The organism is Streptomyces sp. NPDC050806, from assembly GCF_055586425.1.
This window is the reverse complement of record NZ_JBVJIF010000002.1, coordinates 1-17785: the sequence shown is the minus strand read 5'-3', so window position 1 is coordinate 17785 and position 17785 is coordinate 1. Positions and strand designations below refer to the sequence as shown.

Annotated in this window: 16 protein-coding genes and 1 rRNA gene; 8 read left to right on the top strand and 9 right to left on the bottom strand. The window is 71.4% G+C overall.

Annotated elements, in window-relative coordinates; genetic code table 11:
• Window positions 1–24 precede the first annotated feature (24 nt).
• Window positions 25–840 carry a TlyA family RNA methyltransferase gene (locus tag ACZ6WH_RS05565; protein ID WP_469726324.1) on the bottom strand — a complete coding sequence of 272 codons (816 nt, stop codon included), beginning with the start codon at window positions 838–840 and terminating at the stop codon, window positions 25–27.
• 7 nt (window positions 841–847) lie between these two features.
• Window positions 848–1372 (bottom strand): hypothetical protein, encoded by a 525-nt coding sequence (locus tag ACZ6WH_RS05560; protein WP_469726322.1) that lies wholly within the window; start codon window positions 1370–1372, stop codon window positions 848–850.
• A 73-nt stretch (window positions 1373–1445) separates the two neighbouring features.
• On the opposite strand from ACZ6WH_RS05560, the gene ACZ6WH_RS05555 reads away from it, so the two are divergent.
• The gene (locus tag ACZ6WH_RS05555; RefSeq protein ID WP_469726320.1) at window positions 1446–1796 is read left to right on the top strand and encodes a sterol-binding protein; all 351 of its coding nucleotides are present in this window, start codon (window positions 1446–1448) and stop codon (window positions 1794–1796) included.
• A gap of 75 nt (window positions 1797–1871) precedes the next feature.
• Here the strand turns inward: ACZ6WH_RS05555 and ACZ6WH_RS05550 are convergent, their stop codons facing one another.
• From ACZ6WH_RS05550 to ACZ6WH_RS05540, 3 genes are read right to left on the bottom strand one after another with little or no spacing between them, the layout of a single operon-like run.
• Window positions 1872–2777 carry an ABC transporter ATP-binding protein gene (locus ACZ6WH_RS05550; RefSeq protein WP_469726318.1) on the bottom strand — a complete coding sequence of 302 codons (906 nt, stop codon included), beginning with the start codon at window positions 2775–2777 and terminating at the stop codon, window positions 1872–1874.
• The gene (locus tag ACZ6WH_RS05545) at window positions 2774–3841 is read right to left on the bottom strand and encodes a FecCD family ABC transporter permease (protein WP_432852500.1); all 1068 of its coding nucleotides are present in this window, start codon (window positions 3839–3841) and stop codon (window positions 2774–2776) included. Before ACZ6WH_RS05545 ends, ACZ6WH_RS05550 begins: the two co-directional genes overlap by 4 nt.
• A complete protein-coding gene (locus ACZ6WH_RS05540; protein ID WP_432852503.1) occupies window positions 3838–4881 on the bottom strand; it encodes a FecCD family ABC transporter permease in 1044 nt (347 codons plus the stop codon). Before ACZ6WH_RS05540 ends, ACZ6WH_RS05545 begins: the two co-directional genes overlap by 4 nt.
• 65 nt (window positions 4882–4946) lie before the next feature.
• Between ACZ6WH_RS05540 and ACZ6WH_RS05535 the strand changes: the two genes are divergently transcribed.
• Together ACZ6WH_RS05535 and ACZ6WH_RS05530 are read left to right on the top strand one after the other, a co-directional pair.
• A complete protein-coding gene (locus ACZ6WH_RS05535; RefSeq protein WP_432852506.1) occupies window positions 4947–5975 on the top strand; it encodes an ABC transporter substrate-binding protein in 1029 nt (342 codons plus the stop codon).
• 65 nt (window positions 5976–6040) lie between these two features.
• Window positions 6041–6922 (top strand): siderophore-interacting protein, encoded by an 882-nt coding sequence (locus ACZ6WH_RS05530; protein ID WP_469726316.1) that lies wholly within the window; start codon window positions 6041–6043, stop codon window positions 6920–6922.
• Window positions 6923–6971: 49 nt separating this feature from the next.
• Here the strand turns inward: ACZ6WH_RS05530 and ACZ6WH_RS05525 are convergent, their stop codons facing one another.
• Window positions 6972–7997, bottom strand: a complete 1026-nt coding sequence (locus ACZ6WH_RS05525; protein ID WP_469726314.1) for an HAD-IIA family hydrolase — start codon at window positions 7995–7997, stop codon at window positions 6972–6974.
• A gap of 109 nt (window positions 7998–8106) precedes the next feature.
• Here ACZ6WH_RS05525 and ACZ6WH_RS05520 point away from each other — a divergent pair, with 109 nt between their 5' ends.
• The 5 genes from ACZ6WH_RS05520 (at window position 8107) to ACZ6WH_RS05500 (ending at window position 14849) form a co-directional block, all read left to right on the top strand.
• A complete protein-coding gene (locus ACZ6WH_RS05520; protein ID WP_469726312.1) occupies window positions 8107–9366 on the top strand; it encodes a DUF1015 family protein in 1260 nt (419 codons plus the stop codon).
• Between the two features lie 166 nt (window positions 9367–9532).
• Entirely contained in the window at window positions 9533–11083 is a 1551-nt protein-coding gene (locus ACZ6WH_RS05515) for a pyridoxal phosphate-dependent decarboxylase family protein (RefSeq protein WP_432852516.1), read from the top strand.
• A 21-nt stretch (window positions 11084–11104) separates the two neighbouring features.
• Window positions 11105–12427: a lysine N(6)-hydroxylase/L-ornithine N(5)-oxygenase family protein gene (locus ACZ6WH_RS05510; protein ID WP_469726310.1), complete on the top strand. Its 1323-nt coding sequence runs from the start codon at window positions 11105–11107 to the stop codon at window positions 12425–12427.
• Window positions 12424–13020: a GNAT family N-acetyltransferase gene (locus ACZ6WH_RS05505; protein WP_469726308.1), complete on the top strand. Its 597-nt coding sequence runs from the start codon at window positions 12424–12426 to the stop codon at window positions 13018–13020. The genes ACZ6WH_RS05510 and ACZ6WH_RS05505 overlap by 4 nt, the downstream gene beginning before the upstream one ends.
• Window positions 13017–14849, top strand: coding sequence for an IucA/IucC family protein (locus tag ACZ6WH_RS05500; protein WP_469726306.1), 1833 nt, complete (start codon window positions 13017–13019; stop codon window positions 14847–14849). Before ACZ6WH_RS05505 ends, ACZ6WH_RS05500 begins: the two co-directional genes overlap by 4 nt.
• A gap of 142 nt (window positions 14850–14991) precedes the next feature.
• Here ACZ6WH_RS05500 and ACZ6WH_RS05495 read toward each other — a convergent pair whose 3' ends face one another.
• The 3 genes from ACZ6WH_RS05495 to rrf all read right to left on the bottom strand — a co-directional run bounded on the left by ACZ6WH_RS05495 (window position 14992) and on the right by rrf (window position 17565).
• Window positions 14992–15954 carry a tetratricopeptide repeat protein gene (locus tag ACZ6WH_RS05495; protein ID WP_469726304.1) on the bottom strand — a complete coding sequence of 321 codons (963 nt, stop codon included), beginning with the start codon at window positions 15952–15954 and terminating at the stop codon, window positions 14992–14994.
• Complete coding sequence (locus ACZ6WH_RS05490) at window positions 15936–17270, bottom strand: hypothetical protein (RefSeq protein WP_469726302.1); 1335 nt, start codon at window positions 17268–17270, stop codon at window positions 15936–15938. The genes ACZ6WH_RS05495 and ACZ6WH_RS05490 overlap by 19 nt, the downstream gene beginning before the upstream one ends.
• A 178-nt stretch (window positions 17271–17448) precedes the next feature.
• Window positions 17449–17565: ribosomal RNA gene (rrf, locus tag ACZ6WH_RS05485) — 5S ribosomal RNA — on the bottom strand.
• Window positions 17566–17785 lie beyond the last annotated feature (220 nt).

Genomic DNA, 17785 nt, shown 5'->3' with positions numbered 1-17785 from the left:
GTGCTTCGGATGTTCCAGATGTGGTCAACTCGGCCCCTCCGCCACTGCACGGTCGACATCCGCCGGGTCCAGGGCAGGCGCACCGGCGCGCAGCCACAGAAAGTACTCGACATTGCCGGAAGGTCCAGGCAGGGGGCTCGCGGTGACGCCCAGCACACCGAGTCCGAGCTCCGCAGCGCGCTCCCCCACCGCGCGTACCGCCTCGGCCCGCAGCGCCGCGCTGCGCACCACGCCGCCGCTGCCCAGCCGCTCCTTGCCGACCTCGAACTGCGGCTTGACCATCAGCACCAGGTCGGCGTCGGGCGCCGAGCAGCGGACGAGGGCCGGCAGCACCAGGCCCAGCGGGATGAAGGAGAGGTCGCCCACGACGATGTCGGCGGGCACGTCGTCGATCTGCTCCGGCGTCAGCTCGCGGACGTTGGTGCGGTCCTTGACGGTGACCCGCTCGTCGCTCTGCAGCGACCAGGCGAGCTGTCCGTACCCGACGTCCACGGCGACGACGTGGCCCGCGCCCGCGCGCAGCAGGACGTCGGTGAAGCCGCCGGTGGAGGCGCCCGCGTCCAGCGCCCGGCGGCCCTCGACCCGCAGCCCCCTGGGCATGAAGGCCGCCAGCGCGCCGGCGAGTTTGTGGCCGCCGCGCGAGACGTAGTCCGGGTCGCTCTCGTCCGCGCGGACGACCAGCGCGGCGCTGGTCTCCACCTGGGTGGCGGCCTTGCTCGCCGGCTGCCCGCCGACCGTCACCCGGCCAGCGGCGATCAGCTGGCTCGCGTGCTCGCGGGAGCGGGCCATCTTGCGGCGCACCAGCTCCGCGTCGAGTCGGCGTCGTGCCACACCTGCCACCTGGGGTTCAGCTCCTGTTGTCGTTCCGTGCCGCGGGGCGGGGCCCCGGCTGCTGGTCCAAGGAGGCCAGCGTGTCGCGGAGCCCCCGGTGGACATCCTCGTACACCGGGAGGTGGCCGCCGACGGCGAGGTGGTCGACGTCTCCCAGCCGGGTCAGCCGGTCGTCCACCTCGGCGTGCCCGGTCGGCGTGACCGGTACACCCAGCGGCTGCGGCCCCGCGGCCCGCTCCGGCGGCGAACCGGCTCCGCCGGGCTCGTCGGAGTGACCGATGGCATTGGTGTCGGAGGGGGCACCCTCGTCGGCGGCGCCGGGCTCGTCGGGGTGGTCGTGCTCGGCGGAGAGGTCGTACTCGTCGGAGAGGTCACCCTCGTCGGCGTGACCGGACTCACCGGAGAAGTCCGGCTCGGCGGAGAGATCCGGCTCGGCGGAGTGGCCGGGGCCGGGCGGCTCGGCAGGATCCGGCCCGTCGGGAACCGGCGCGGCTTCGGGGTGCGGTTCCGGCCGGTCGGCGCCGGAAGTCGGCTCGTGCATGCCCCCGACGCTACCGCGAACCGGCCGGCCACCGGCGGACGAGCCTGCCCGAACCGGCGTATCGTCCCTGTCGATGGCTTCCCTCGAACAGTGCCGCGCCGCCCTGGACCGGCTGGCACACAACATGTCGACGACGGCGGACGGCTCGGTACGCGGTGCCGCCGCGCTGGACCGCTCGCTGAGCTGCCGCATCACCGACCTCGACGTCACCTTCGTGGGACGGCTCGCGGACGGCACCCTCCGGGACGTCACCGCCGTACCGGGCACGCCGCGGGAGAAGGCGCAGATCAGACTCACCATGACCGGCGACGACCTGGTCGCCCTGGTCGACGGCGAGCTGCACTTCGCGCGGGCCTGGGGCAGCGGCCGGGTGAAGCTGGAGGCCGGCGTCCGCGACCTGCTGCGCCTCCGGACGCTGCTGTAGCGCGCGAGCACGCGCCGACGGGCCACCGCCGCGGGACGCCACCTCAGGACGCCCCCGCTGCGGGAGGCCCTCGCCTCAGGAGGCCGCCGACGCCTTCTCGCCGGTCTGCGCCCGCTCCGCCGCCCGCGCCTTACGGGGCGTACGCGCCGCCGGGACGATCAGCGGGGTGCCGGTCTCCGGGTCGTCGATGATCTGGCACTTGAGCCGGAAGACCCGCTCGATCAGGTCGGCGGTGACCACCTCGGCCGGTGCGCCCTCCGCGACGACCTCGCCGTCGCGCATGGCGATGATGTGGCTGGCGTAGCGCGCCGCGTGGTTGAGGTCGTGCAGGACGGCGACGAGCGTGCGGCCCTGCTCCTCGTGCAGCTGGGCGCAGAGGTCCAGCACCTCGATCTGGTGCTGGATGTCGAGGTAGGTGGTGGGCTCGTCCAGGAGCAGCAGCGGGGTCTGCTGGGCGAGGGCCATGGCGATCCAGACGCGCTGGCGCTGGCCGCCGGACAGCTCGTCGACGTACCGCTCCCCCAGCTCGCCGACGCCGGTGGCGTCCATGGACTCCTGGACGATCCGCTCGTCCTCCTCGGACCACTGGCGCAGCAGTCCCTGGTGCGGGTAGCGGCCGCGGGAGACCAGGTCGGCGACGGTGATGCCGTCGGGGGCTATCGAGGACTGCGGCAGCAGGCCGAGGGTGCGGGCGACCTTCTTGGCGGGCTGCGAGGAGATCGCCGAGCCGTCCAGCAGGACCGACCCGGCCTGCGGCTTGAGCATCCGGGACAGCGCGCGCAGCAGGGTGGACTTGCCGCAGGCGTTGGGGCCGACGATGACCGTGAAGGAATTGTCCGGGATGTCGACCGAGAGGTTCTCGGCGATGACCCGCTGGTCGTAGGCGAGGGTGACGTTCTGCGCCGCGAGACGGCTCACTTCGGCTCTCCTGGGGGTGGTACGGCCGGTCGGATGCGGGGTGGTGGCGGTCGGGCGGGTCATACCCGGCCCGCCTTGCGCTCGTTGGCCAGCAGCCACAGCAGGTAGCCGCCGCCGAGCACGCCGGTGACGACGCCGACCGGGACCTGGTCGGCACCGAAGACCCGCTGCGAGGCGAGGTCGGCGAGGACCAGCAGCAGGGAGCCCATGAGCGCGGCGGGCAGCAGGTTGGGGCCGGTGGTGCGGGTGAGCCGGCGGGCGAGCTGGGGCGCGGTGAGCGCGACGAAGGCGATGGGTCCGGCGGCGGCGGTGGCGGACGCGGTCAGGACGACGGCGGCCAGCAGCGCGAGGATGCGAACCCGGCCGGTGCTGACGCCGAGCGCGGCGGCCGAGTCGTCGCCCATCTCCAGCATGGCCAGCGGCCGGGCGCAGAGCAGGATCACGGGGATCAGGATCACGCAGACCGCGGCCAGCGGCCAGACCTGGTCCCAGTCGCGGCCGCTGAGGGAGCCGGTCATCCAGGTGGTGGCGCGGGTCGCCTCGACGATGTTCGCCTTGGTCATCAGGTACAGGACGACGGCGTAGAGCATGGCGGCGGCGCCGATGCCGACGAGGACGAAGCGGTAGCCGTGCACGCCGCGCTTCCAGGCGAGCAGGAAGATCGCGATGCCGGTGACGACACCGCCGGCCACCGCGCCCATCGCGATGGCGACGGTGGAGCCCTGGACGTACACGATGACGAGCAGGGCGCCGACGGAGGAGCCCTGCGCGAAGCCGAGCACGTCGGGGCTGCCGAGCGGGTTGCGGGTGACGGTCTGGAAGACCGCGCCGGACAGTCCGAAGGACGCGCCGACCAGCAGCGCGACCAGGACCCTGGGCAGCCGCAGGTCGTTGACGATCAGCTCCTGCCCCGGATTGCCCCCGCCCCCGAGGGTGGTGAGGACGTCGCCGAAGGACATCGGGAAGTCGCCGGTGCCGATGAGGAGCACACCGGCGGCGAGCGCCACGGCGAGCAGCAGCACGCCCGTGAGTACCGCCCTGAAGTGCAGCCGCACCGACAGCCCGCCTGCGGTGCGCAGCGCCTTCACGGCCGGGCGCGCGGAGGTCTTGGTGGTGGGAGTGCTCACAGCTGTGCCATCTTCCGTCGCCGTACGAGATGGATGAAGACCGGGCCGCCGATGACGGCCGTGACGATGCCGACCTGGATTTCGCCGGGGCGGGCCGCGATCCGGCCGAGGATGTCGGCGCCGAGCAGCAGCACCGGCGAGAGGACCGCGGAGTACGGCAGGATCCAGCGCATGTCGGGCCCTGTGATGGCGCGTACGGCGTGCGGGACCATCAGGCCGACGTAGACGATCGGGCCGCAGGCCGCGGTGGCCGCGCCGCACAGCAGGGTCACGGCGGCCATGGCGGCGACGCGGGTGCGGGTGAGCTTGGCACCGAGGGCGCGGGCCTGGTCGTCGCCGAGCGCGACGGCGTTCAGCGGCCGGGCGACGAGGAGGGCGAGCACCACGCCGGCCGCGATGAAGGGGGCGATCTTCTCGACGGTGGGCATGGTGGCGGCGGCCAGCGAGCCGACCGTCCAGAAGCGCATCTTGTCCAGCGACGCGGTGTTCATGAGGTTGACCGCGTTGAGGTAGCCGGTGAGGACGGCGGTGAGCGCGGTACCGGCGAGCGCGAGCCGTACGGGCGTGGCGCTCCGGGTGCCGCCGAGGATGTAGACCGCGGCGGAGACGACGGCGGCGCCCACGAAGGCGAACCACACGTAGGCCGTGAGGGAGGTGACGCCGAAGAAGGTGATGCCGGTGACGACGGCTGCGGAGGCGCCCGCGTTGATGCCGAGGACGCCGGGGTCGGCGAGCGGGTTGCGGGTGAGGGCCTGCATGACCGCGCCGGCCAGGCCGAGCGCGGCGCCGGCGAGCAGCCCGAGGACGGTGCGCGGCAGCCGCACGTCGCGGATGATCACGTCGGTGTCGGTGCCGGAATACTGCGTGATGCCGTGCCAGACGTCCGCCAGGGGTATCTGTTTGGACCCGACGGCGATGCCGAGGACGGCGATGGCTCCGAGGACGCAGAGCGCGACGAGGAGTCCCGCGGAGCGGGTGGCCTGCCGTCGTCGGGGCACCACGGGAGCGGCGGTTGCTTCAGGGGGGCTGTCGACCAACACGCGGTTTAGGTTAGCCTAACCTCGCTGCCCCCTCATCAGGCGTCCCCAGAGAGAAGTGCGTCCCTATGAGCATCACCCCCAGACCTTCCCTGTCCCGACGCGGCCTGCTGGCCGCCGGCGGGGCCGTCGGCGTCGGCGCGCTGCTCGCCGCGTGTGGCAACGAGAAGGCCTCGGGACCGGCCGGCGGCGGAAGCGAGGGCGGGCCCTGGAGCTTCACCGACGACCGGAAGAAGAAGGTCTCGCTGAAGACTGTGCCACAGCGCATCGTCGCTTTCACGGGTACCGCCGCGGCGCTGGTCGATTTTGGTATCGATGACCAGATCGTCGGCGTCTTCGGCCCCACCAAGCTCAAGAACGGCAAGGCCGACCCGCAGGCCGGCGACCTGGACATCTCCAAGGTCACCATCATCGGCAACGCCTACGGCCAGTTCAACGTCGAGAAGTACGCCGGGCTCGGCCCGGACCTGCTCGTGACGAACATGTACGAGCCGGGTGCCCTGTGGTTCGTGCCGGAGGAGAGCAAGGACAAGGTCCTCAAGCTCGCCAAGAGCGTCGCGATCACCGCCTCCCGCACCCCGCTGGACAAGATCATCGAGCGGTACGCCGAGCTGGCGGAGTCCCTGGGCGCCGACCTGAAGGCCAAGAAGGTCACCGACGCCAAGACCCGCTTCGAGAAGGCCTCGGCACGGCTGCGCGCCGCCGCCAAGTCCAACCCGGTCAAGGTGCTGGCCTGCTCCGGCAGCCCCGACCTCTTCTACGCGTCCAACCCGGGCATCAACGCCGACCTCATGTACTTCAAGTCCCTCGGCGTGGACCTGATCGTGCCCGACAAGCTCGACAAGGGCGGCTACTTCGAGTCGCTGAGCTGGGAGAACGCCGACAAGTACAAGGCGGACGTGCTCCTCCTGGACAACCGCACCGCCACCCTCCAGCCCAAGGACCTGGCCGCCAAGCCGGCCTGGGCGAAGCTGCCGGCCGTCAAGGCGGACCAGATCACCCCCTGGTCCAGCGAGCCCCGCTTCTCGTACGCGGGCGCGGCGCCGCTCGTCGAGAGCCTCGCCAAGGCCGTCGAGGACGCCAAGAAGGTCAACTGACGTACCGGGGCCCGGCGCCGCTCCGCCGGGCCCCGCTCACTCCACCCAGAGGAGGTTTCTCCCGCATGACGACGACCGCAGCCCCCACCACCGCTCCGTTCCGCTTCTTCGACCTGACCGTCGTGCGCACCCGCCGGCTCGGTCCCTCGATGGTCCGGATCACCTTCGGCGGCGCGCGTCTCACGGAACTGCTGACCGGCGGCCGCGACCAGCGGGTGAAACTGTTCTTCCCCCAGCCCCACCAGACCGTCCCGGTCTTCGACGACCAGGGCGACGGCTGGTACGCCGCCTGGCGCGTGCAGGACCCGGCCGAGCGCAGCATCATGCGCACGTACACGATCCGGGCGCAGCGCCGGCTGCCCGAGCCGGAGCTGGACGTGGACTTCGCGCTGCACGGCGCGGAGGAGGGCACCTCCGGCCCGGCCGGCAGCTGGGCGGCGTCGGCCCGTCCCGGCGACCGGGTCAGCGTCCTGGGCCCGGTGGTCGAGGACAACGGCGGCGTCGACTTCCGCCCGCCGCAGGGCACCGACTGGATCCTGCTCAGCGGCGACGAGACGGCCCTGCCCGCCATCGCGAACATCCTGGGCTGGCTGACCCCGGGCACCAAGGCCAAGGTCTGGATCGAGGTGGCGCACGCGGCGGACCGCCAGGAGCTGCCCTCCTTCGCCGACGCCGACATCACCTGGCTGGTGCGCGAGGACTCCGCCACCGACCGTACGGACCGCGTGGTCGACGCGATCCGCGACGCCGAGCTGCCCGAGGGCACGCCGTACGCGTGGATCGCGGGCGAGTCCGGCACGGTCAAGGCGCTCCGCCGGCACCTGGTCAAGGAGCGCGGCTTCGACCGCAGGGCCGTGAAATTCACCGGCTACTGGCGGCGCGGAGCCAGCGAGGAGCAGTTGCTCGCCGAGTTCAACGCCGCCGCTGCCGCCGCCGCGAAGGGCTGACGGCCGAGAGCCCGCCTGCTTCCCGGCAGGCGGGCTCTTCGCATGTCCGCTACAGGCCGGCGCGGGCCAGCGCCTTTCCGGCGTCGGCGGTGCACCGGCCGGCCCCGGCCGCCGTCCAGGCGGCCGCGCACAGCGCCCGCAGCCCGTCCAGAGGGGAGCCATCGCCATCGAGTACGAGAACGTCCTCGGTCACCGAGGCGACCCAGTCACCGCAGCGGAAGCCGCCGTCCGCCGGCGTCACCTCCGGCTGCGGCCCGAGGATGCCGCGCAGATCGGCGTCCACGTACGTGGGACGGTGCTGCGGCGGCGCGGCGAGCAGCTCGGCGGCCGTGGTCACGCCGGTGAGCACCAGCAGCGAGTCCACCTCGCCGTTGAACGCGCCCTCGATGTCGGTGTCCAGCCGGTCGCCGACCACCAGCGGCCGCTTCGCCCCCGTACGCAGCACCGTCTCGCGGTGCATGGGGGGCTGCGGCTTGCCCGCGACCTGCGGGCTGCCGCCGGTGGCGATCCTGACGACCTCCACCAGCGCGCCGTTGCCGGGGGCGATGCCGCGCTCCTTCGGGATCGTCAGATCCGTGTTGGACGCGAACCACGGCACGCCGCGGCCGACCGCGTACGCCGCCTCCGCCAGCTGCTCCCAGTTCTGCTTCGGGTCGTACCCCTGCACCACGGCGGCGGGCTCGTCGTCGGCCGACTCCACGGGTTCCAGGCCCCGTTCGCGCAGCGCGACCTTCAGGCCCTCGCCGCCGATCGCGAGCACCTTCGCCCCCGCGGGCACCTGACCGGCGATCAGCCGGGCGACCGCCTGCGCGGAGGTGACGACGTCGCCGGCGCCGGTCGGCAGGCCGTACCCGGACAGCTGCGCCGCGACCGTGTCGGGGGTGCGCGCGGCGTTGTTGGTCACATACGCCAGGTGCATCCCGCCGTCCCGCGCCGTGGTCAGCGACTCCACGGCGTGCGGGATGGCCGACCCGCCCGCGTACACGACGCCGTCCAGGTCCAGCAGCGCCGTGTCGTACGCCTCGCTCAGCGCCCGCGCGCTGCCCTCGGGCCGGGTGCGAACCCGCTCGTCCATGCCGTCCAGCTCCTTCACCGTCCATACCGCGCGCAAAAGGCATTTTCCCGCCGCATTGCGCTTCTCCCCCGATCATCCCGCACCGCACCGACCGGCATAGCATTTGGCAATGACCAGCACCGACGGCCTGAGCCTGCACACCTTTCGCGGACTGCGCTACGCACCCCACCGGGTGAGCAGTCTCACCGCGGTCACCTCGCCCCCGTACGACGTGGTGGTCCGGCCCGACGGGGTCCGGCATCTGGAGACCGCCGATCCGTACAACATCGTCCGGTTGATCCTGCCGCACGCCATCGACCCGGCGACCCGGCACCGCAAGGCCGCGGACACGCTCGCCCGCTGGCGTGCGGAGGGGGTCCTGACGCCCGATCCGCAGCCGGCGCTGTACGTGTACGAGCAGCGCAAGGAGGACGTGCTCCAGCGGGGCATCATCGGGGCGCTGGCGCTGGACGGCCCGGTGCTGCCGCACGAGGGCGTGATCCCCGAGGTCGTCGAGGACCGGGCCGCGCTGATGCGTGCGGCGGCCGCAAACTTCGAGCCGCTTTTGCTGTCGTACCGCGGCGAGGGCACCGCGAGCGGTGCCACAGGGGTGATCGAGCGTGCCACGCAGCGGCCGCCGCTGCTGGCCACCACCACCGAGGACGGCTTCGCGCACCGGCTGTGGGCGGTGACCGACCCGGCCGAGCTGGCGGCGGTGCACACGGACCTGTCGGCCCGGCAGGCGCTGATCGCCGACGGGCATCACCGCTGGGCGACGTACCAGCGGCTCGCCGAGGAGCACGGCGGCGTACCCGGCTCGCCGTGGTCCAGCGGCCTGGTGCTGCTGGTCGACACCGCCCGCTATCCCTTGCGGGTACGGGCGATTCACCGGGTGCTGCCGCATCTGCCCCTGGAGCGGGCGGTCGCGGAGCTGAACGGATCGTTCCGCGTGCGCGAGGTGCCCGGCCCGCTTCCGGAGGCGCTGGCGGCGCTGGCGGAAGCGGAAGGCAGCGCGTTCCTGCTCGCCTCCGGCCCGGACGCCTTCCGGCTGCTGGACCGGCCCGATCCGGAGTTGCTGGAGCGGGCGGTGCGGAGGGACCGGCCGGAGGCGTGGCGGCGGCTGGATGCCACCGTTCTGCACTCCGTCCTGCTGGACGAGGTGTGGCGGATTCCGGACCACCCGGACGGCATCCGCTACATCCACGACACCGAGGCGGCGCTCGCCCAGGCGGCCAAGCACGGCGGCACGGCGGTCCTGATGCGGGCCGTGGACGAGGAGACGGTCCGTCAGCTGGCCGCGCAGGGCGTGACGATGCCGCGGAAGTCGACCTCGTTCGGCCCGAAGCCGGCGACCGGGCTGGTGCTGCGCACGCTCGACGACGACGCCTGAGACGCCCCTCCCGACCACTTCGCCACAGCTCACGCGCACCTCCCTGAGGTACCCCCTGACCACGGCACATTCTGGTTAGGTTAGGCTTACCTCACCAAGTCGACGGGACGGGGGGCTTCCCCACCCGTCCAGCGCGGGCGACGCCCGTACCAGGGAGGACACGTTCATGACTTTCCTCGCGCAGCACGCCGAGGACCCGTCGCAGGCCCTTGCCTCCGTCCCCACCGAGGCCAAGGACCACCTGCTCAACGACGCCACGGTTCAGTACTACCGCGACGCAGTACGGGACGGAGTCGACCGCGTGGCCGCCAAACTCGCGGCCACTGACCGTCCCTTCACCGGCATGACCGCGGACCGGCTCGGCCCCTCCGTCCGAGGGATCGACCTGGAGACCCCGCTCGGCGACGCGACGGCGGCCCTGGACGAGCTGGAGGACATCTACCTCCGCGACGCCGTCTACTTCCACCACCCGCGCTACCTCGCCCACCTCAACTGCCCGGTGGTCATCCCCGCCGTGGTCGGCGAGGCCGTGCTCTCCGCCGTCAACTCCTCCCTGGACACCTGGGACCAGAGCGCCGGCGGCACCCTCATCGAGCAGCGCCTCATCGAGTGGACCGCGGGCCGCATCGGCTTCGGCGACAGCTCCGACGGCGTCTTCACCAGCGGCGGCACCCAGTCCAACCTGCAGGCCATGCTGCTGGCCCGGGACGAGGCCCGCCTCATCGCCCGCGAGCAGCACCCGCACCTGGACGACACCGAGATCCGCACCCGGCTGCGCATCCTCACCTCCGAGGTCAGCCACTTCAGCATCGAGAAGGCCGCCACCCTCCTGGGCCTCACCCCCGAGGCGGTCATCGCGATCCCGGTCGACGACACGAAGCGGATGCGCACCGACGCCCTGGAGAAGGAGCTGACGCGCTGCGCCGAGGAGGGCCTCATCCCGATGGCCGTCGTCGCCACCGCCGGCACCACCGACTTCGGCTCCATCGACCCGCTCCCCGAGGTCGCCGCGCTCTGCGCCCGCGAGGGCGTCTGGATGCACGTCGACGCCGCGTACGGCTGCGGACTGCTGATATCCCGGCGCCGCTCCTACCTCGACGGCATCGAGAACGCCGACTCGGTCACCGTCGACTACCACAAGTCCTTCTTCCAGCCGGTCAGCTCCAGCGCCGTGATCGTCCGCGACCGCGCCACCCTGCGGCACGTCACCTACCACGCCGACTACCTCAACCCGGAGCGGATGGCGCGGAAGCGCATCCCCAACCAGGTCGACAAGTCGCTCCAGACCACCCGCCGCTTCGACGCGCTCAAGCTCTGGATGACGCTCCGCATCATGGGCGCCGACCAGCTCGGCGCGCTCTTCGACGACGTCGTGGACCGCGCCGACGACGGCTGGAAGCTCCTCGACACCGACGACCGCTACGAGGTCGTCACCCGGCCGCAGCTGTCCACCCTGGTCTTCCGCTACCTCCCCGAGGGCGACGCCGACCCCGAGACCGCCGACCGCGTCAACCTCTACGCCCGCGAGGCGCTCGCCGCCTCCGGCGAGGCGGTCATCGCCTCCACCGTCGTGGACGGCCGTCACTACCTGAAGTTCACCCTGCTCAACCCCGAGACGACCCTTGGCGACATCGCCACGGTCCTCGACCTGATCGCCGAGCACGCCGGCTCCCGCCTCGCCCGCGAGGCCACGCCGGAACTCACCAGCGCTCACTGACCGTCCCCACCGGAGACCCCCGTGCCTTCCAACGCCCCGCACGCCCCGACCGAACACGACTTCATCGCCATCGGCCTCGGGCCCTTCAACCTCGGTCTGGCCTGCCTGACCGAGCCCCTCGCCGAACTGAACGGCCTCTTCCTGGAGTCCAAGCCCGACTTCGAGTGGCACTCGGGGATGTTCCTCGAAGGCGCCCACCTCCAGACGCCGTTCATGGCCGACCTGGTCACCCTCGCCGACCCCACCTCCGAGTTCTCCTTCCTGAACTACCTGAAGGAGTCCGGCCGACTGTACTCCTTCTACATACGCGAGAACTTCTATCCGCTGCGCGAGGAGTACAACGACTACTGCCGCTGGGCCGCCGCCAAACTGACCAGCGTCCGCTTCAGCTACACGGTCACCTCCGTCGAGTACGACGAGAGCGCCGAGGTCTACCTCGTCCACGGCACCGACGTGATCACCGGCGAGCAGCGCACCGACCGCGCCCGCCGCCTCGTGCTGGGCACCGGCACCCCGCCGTACCTCCCCGAGTCCTGCCAGGACCTCGGCGGCGACCTCACCCACAACTCGCGCTACCTGCCGAACAAGGAAGCACTCCAGGCCAAGGACTCCATCACCCTGGTCGGCAGCGGCCAGAGCGCCGCGGAGATCTACTACGACCTGCTCTCCGAGATCGACGTCCACGGCTACAGGCTCAACTGGGTCACCCGCTCCCCGCGCTTCTTCCCGCTGGAGTACACCAAGCTCACGCTGGAGATGACCTCCCCCGAGTACGTGGACTACTTCCACTCGCTCCCCGAGGCCACCCGCTACCGCCTGGAGTCGCAGCAGAAGGGCCTCTTCAAGGGCATCGACTCGGAACTGATCGACGCGATCTTCGACCTGCTCTACCAGAAGAACCTCAAGGGCCCGGTCACCACCCGGCTCTTCACCAACACCGCGCTGAACGACGCCTCCTACGACGAGGCCGCCGGCACCTACACCCTCGGCCTGCGCCACGAGGAGCAGGAGAAGGACTTCTCCCTGGAGACCCAGGGCCTGGTCCTCGCCACCGGCTACCGCTACGCCATCCCCGACTTCCTGACCGGGGTCAAGGACCGCATCCGCCTGGACGGCCAGGGCCGCTTCGACGTCGCCCGCAACTACAGCATCGACCACAGCGGACAGGGCGTCTTCCTGCAGAACGCCGGCGTGCACACGCACAGCATCACCTCGCCCGACCTGGGCATGGGTCCCTACCGCAACGCGTACATCATTGCGGAGATGCTCGGCCGCCAGCCCTACGCGGTCGAGAAGACCATCGCGTTCCAGGAATTCGGAGCACCGGAAGGCATCGTCCGATGAGCAACACGAACAGCGGCACCACCGCCGGCACCCTCTTCACCCGTACCGACCCCGCGCTCGGCGACTTCGCCGTACGCCCGCTCGACCTCACACAGGACATCGAGCTGCTGCACGGCTGGGTCACCCACCCCAAAGCCTCCTTCTGGATGATGCAGGACGCCTCCCTCGCCGACGTGGAGCGGGAGTACAGGTCCATCACGGCGAACGAGCACCACGACGCGTACATCGGCCTGCACAACGGCCGTCCCGCCTTCCTCATGGAGCGCTACAACCCGGCCCACGTCGAGCTGGTCGGCCTCTACGAGCCGCAGGCCGGCGACGTCGGCATGCACTTCCTCACCGCGCCGAGCGACACCCCCGTGCACGGCTTCACCCGAGCCGTCATCACCACCGTCATGGCGATGCTCTTCGACGACCCGGCGACCGCCCGCGTCGTCGTCGAGCCCGACGTGAACAACGAGGCCGTCCACGCCCTCAACGAAGCCGTCGGCTTCGAGATCGTCCGGAAGATCGCCAAGCCGGAGAAGGACGCCTACCTCAGCACCTGCACCCGCGAGCAGTACCTTGCGGCGATAGGAGTGACCACCCGATGAACGCCGCCACCGACCCCCGCGACGCCGTCCAGCACCTCACCCCCGAGCTGTGGGACCGGGCGGGCCGCCTCCTCATCCGCAAGGCCCTCGCGGAGTTCACCCACGAACGGCTGCTCACCCCCCGCCCGCTGCTGGACGGCCGCTACTCCGTCCGCAGCGACGACGGCACCGTGGAGTACCGCTTCGACGCCCAGGTCCTCTCCCTCGACCACTGGCAGATCGACGCCGACTCGATCACCCGCCACCGCGAGGACACCGACCTGCCCCTCGACGCCGTCGAGTTCTTCATCGAGCTGCGCGACGCCCTAGGCCTCAGCGACGAGATCCTCCCGGTCTACCTGGAGGAGATCAGCTCCACCCTCGCCGGCACCGCGTACAAGCTCACCAAGGAACACGTCCCCGCCGACGAGCTCGCCAAGTCCGGCTTCCAGGACATCGAGACCGGCATGACCGAGGGCCACCCCTGCTTCGTGGCCAACAACGGCCGCCTCGGCTTCGGCATCCACGAGTACCGCGCGTACGCCCCGGAGACCGCGGCCCCCGTCCGGCTCCTCTGGCTCGCGGCCCGCCGCGACCGCGCCACCTTCACCTCCGGCGCCGGCCTGGACTACGACTCCCTCATGCGCGCCGAGCTGGGCGAGGCGACGCTGGCCCGCTTCGCGGAGACCATGTCGGCCCAGGGCCTGGACCTCGCCGAGTACCACCTCCTCCCCGTCCACCCCTGGCAGTGGTGGAACAAGCTCGCCGTCACCTTCGCCGCCGAGGTCGCCCAGCAGCGCCTGGTGTGCCTCGGCGAGGGCGAGGACGAGTACCTCGCGCAGCAGTCCATCCGGACCTTCTTCAACAACAGCAACCCCGAGCGGCACTACGTCAAGACGGCGCTCTCGGTCCTCAACATGGGCTTCATGCGCGGCCTCTCCGCCGCGTACATGGAGGCCACGCCCGCCATCAACGACTGGCTGGCCGGCCTCATCGAGAGCGACCCGGTCCTCAGCGGCACCGGCCTCTCGATCATCCGCGAGCGCGCCGCCATCGGCTACCACCACCGCCAGTACGAGGAGGCCACCACCAAGGGCTCCGCGTACCGCAAGATGCTCGCCGCGCTGTGGCGCGAGAGCCCGGTGCCGTCCCTGGCCCCCGGCCAGCGCCTCGCCACCATGGCCTCGCTGCTGCACACCGACCGCGACGGCGCCTCCTTCGTGGGCGCGCTGATCCGCGAGTCCGGCCTCAGCGCCGTCGAGTGGCTGCGCAAGTACCTCAACGCGTACTTCACGCCCCTCCTGCACAGCTTCTACGCCTACGACCTGGTGTTCATGCCGCACGGCGAGAACGTCATCCTGGTCATCGAGAACGGCGTCGTGCAGCGCGCGATCTACAAGGACATCGCCGAGGAGATCGCGGTGATGGACCCGGACGCGGTCCTCCCGCCGACCGTCGAGCGCATCCGCGCCGAGGTGCCCGAGGACAAGAAGCTGCTGTCGATCTTCACCGACGTCTTCGACTGCTTCTTCCGCTTCCTCAACGGCATCCTCGTCACCGAGGGCGTCCTCGACGAGGACACCTTCTGGCGCACGGTCGCCGAGTGCGTGACCGAGTACCAGGCGGCGACGCCCCAGCTCGCTGACAAGTTCGCGCAGTACGACATGTTCGCCGAGGAGTTCGCGCTCTCCTGCCTGAACCGTCTCCAGCTGCGCAACAACAAGGAGATGGTCAACCTCCAGGACCCGGCGGGCGCCCTCCAGCTCATCGGCAACCTGAAGAACCCGATCGCCGGCTTCGCCCCGGGCACCGCCCCGGGCGACGCTGTGGAGACGACCGCGGTGGCGTGACACCGCGGTACGGCCGGGCGCCCGCTGACAGCGTCCGGCCGAACCTGCCGCCCGCCCCGACGGTCCGGGGCGGGCGGCACGGAACACGAAGAGGGCGGGAACCCGATGGGTTCCCGCCCTCTTCCTTTTCCTGCTTCAGCCCTTACTTACCGGCCTCCGGCGTGCCGGACTCGCCGGCGGACCCACCCGCGTCGGAGAACGTCGGCACGACGGGAGCGACGGGCTTGGCCTCGGCTTCCTCGGCGTCGTCCTCGTCCTCGTCCTTGGCGTCGGCCCGGTCGTCGGCGTCGGTCTCGACCTTGGCCTCGTCCTCGTCCTCGACCTGGTCGTCAGTCTTGTCCTCGTCCGCGGTCCGGGCCTGGACGTCGACGTCGACCTCGTCAGGCTCGTCGGCGTCGGCCACGGCATCGCCCACGGTCTCGGCGCCGGCCTCGTCCCGGTCCTGCTCCTGCTCCGGCTCCTCGTCGTCCTCGGACAGCGCGTCCGTGAACTCGACGCCGTCCAGCTCGGCCAGCCGGTCCGAAGCGTCCGTCGTACCGCCCTGGTCGGCCTCCAGCGCCTTGGCGAACCACTCGCGTGCCTCGTCGTCGCGGCCGACCGCCAGCAGCGCGTCGGCGTACGCGTAGCGCAGCCGCGCGGTCCACGGGTGCACGGCGTTGGACGCGAGCTCGGAGCTCTGCAGCGTCACGACGGCAGCGTCCGCCTGGCCCATGTCCTGGCGGGCACCCGCCGCGACGAGCCGCATCTCGACCTGCCCAGCCTTGTCCAGCCGCTGCACCTCGGGCTCGCCGGCCATGGCGAGAGCCTTCTCCGGGCGGCCCATGCCGCGCTCGCAGTCGGCCATCACAGGCCACAGCTCCGCGCTGCCCGTCATACGGCGTGCCGCACGGAACTCCGCCAGCGCCTCGCTGTACTTCCCGAAGCCGTACGCGGCGAAGCCGGCCGCCTCACGGACGGCGGCGACGCGAGACGCGAGCCGCAGGGCCACGCGCGAGTAGCCGTACGCCTTCTCGGGGTCCTCGTCCAGCAGCTTCGCCACCATCACGAGGTTCCGCGCGACGTCCTCGGCGAGCGTCTTCGGCAGGCTCAGCAGCTCCTGCCGCACGTCCTTGTCGATCTCGTCGCCGGTGACATCGTCGGGAATCGGCAGCCGCTTGATCGGCTCCCGGTCACGGCGGTCGTCCCGCCGGTCGTCACGGCGGTCGTCGCGGCGGAACCCACCTCGGTCGCCGCCACGGTCGTCACGCCGGAAGCCACCACGGTCGTCCCGACCCCGGCCGCCGCCCTGCCCGTACGGCCGACGCCCACCCCGGTCGCCGCCTCGGTCATCGCGCCGGAAGCCGCCACGGTCGCCGTCCCGGCGGTCATCGCGCCGGTCGTCCCGGCGGAAGCCGCCACGGTCGTTGCCACGGTCGTCATCCCGACGCGGGCCACGGGGACGGTCATCACGACGGAAGTCGCCCCGGTCATCACGTCGGTCGCTGCCGCGGTCGTCGTCGCGACGCGGGCCGCGCGGACGGTCGTCCCGGCGGAAGTCCCGACGGTCGTCGTCACGGCGGGGGCCACGGGGACGGTCGTCACGACGGAAGTCACCACGGTCGTCGCGGCGGAAGTCGCGACGCTCGCCACCGCGGTCGTCACGGCGGTCGTCGCGGCGGAAGTCGCGACGCTCGCCACCGCGGTCGTCACGGCGGTCGTCTCGCCGGTCCCCGCCACGGTCATCGCGACGGAAGCCACCGCGGTCGCCGCCACGGTCATCACGGCGGAACCCGCCGCGGTCATTGCCACGGTCGTCATCCCGGCGGGGACCGCGGGGACGGTCGTCACGACGGAAGTCACCGCGGTCGCCATCGCGCCGGTCGTCGCGGCGGAAGCCGCCACGGTCGTTGCCGCGGTCGTCGTCCCGACGCGGGCCGCGCGGACGGTCATCACGACGGAACCCACCGCGGTCGTCCTCACGACGCGGACCGCGAGGGCGGTCATCACGACGGAAGTCACCACGGTCGCCATCGCGACGGTCGTCGCGGCGGAAGCCACCGCGCTCACCGCCGCGGTCATCACGACGGAACCCACCGCGGTCGCCGCCACGGTCGTCGCGCCGGAAACCGCCACGGTCACCGTCCCGACGCTCATCGCGCCGGTCGTCACGGCGGAAGCCACCACGGTCGCCACCGCGGTCATCACGACGGAAACCGCCACGGTCGTTGCCGCGGTCATCGTCACGGCGCGGGCCGCGGGGACGGTCGTCACGGCGGAAACCGCCGCCCGCACCGCCGCGGTCATCACGACGGAAACCGCCGCGCTCGCCGCCACGGTCGTCGCGACGCGGGCCGCGCGGGCGGTCCCCACCGCGGTCCCCACCGCGATCGTCACGTCGGTCATCGCGGCGGAAGCCGCCACCGTCGCGCCGCTCACCACCATCGCGCCAGCGCGGCCGGCGCTCCGATCGGTCGTCGGGAGAGTTGGTGGACATCGACGTGACTCCTGTCTTCGGTACTGCTCATCATTCTCACGCACCGATCACTACGGCGCGCTTCGGCAAAAAACAAAAAGACCCCTGGTCCCAGCATGTCGCTGGGACCAGGGGTCCTGAAAGATTGTTCGGCGGCGTCCTACTCTCCCACAGGGTCCCCCCTGCAGTACCATCGGCGCTGAAAGGCTTAGCTTCCGGGTTCGAAATGTAACCGGGCGTTTCCCTAACGCTATGGCCACCGAAACCCTATCGGGTTCGAGCGAACAAGCACACTCTTCAGTTAAGTAATGAAGCATGAAACTTGCCACCCCGCGGAGCGGGAAATTGGCTGGTGCTCCGACGCTGCGACTGTTCGCAACCCGGGAACCACACAGTGGACGCGAGCAACTGAGGACAAGCCCTCGGCCTATTAGTACCAGTCAACTCCACCCGTTACCGGGCTTCCATATCTGGCCTATCAACC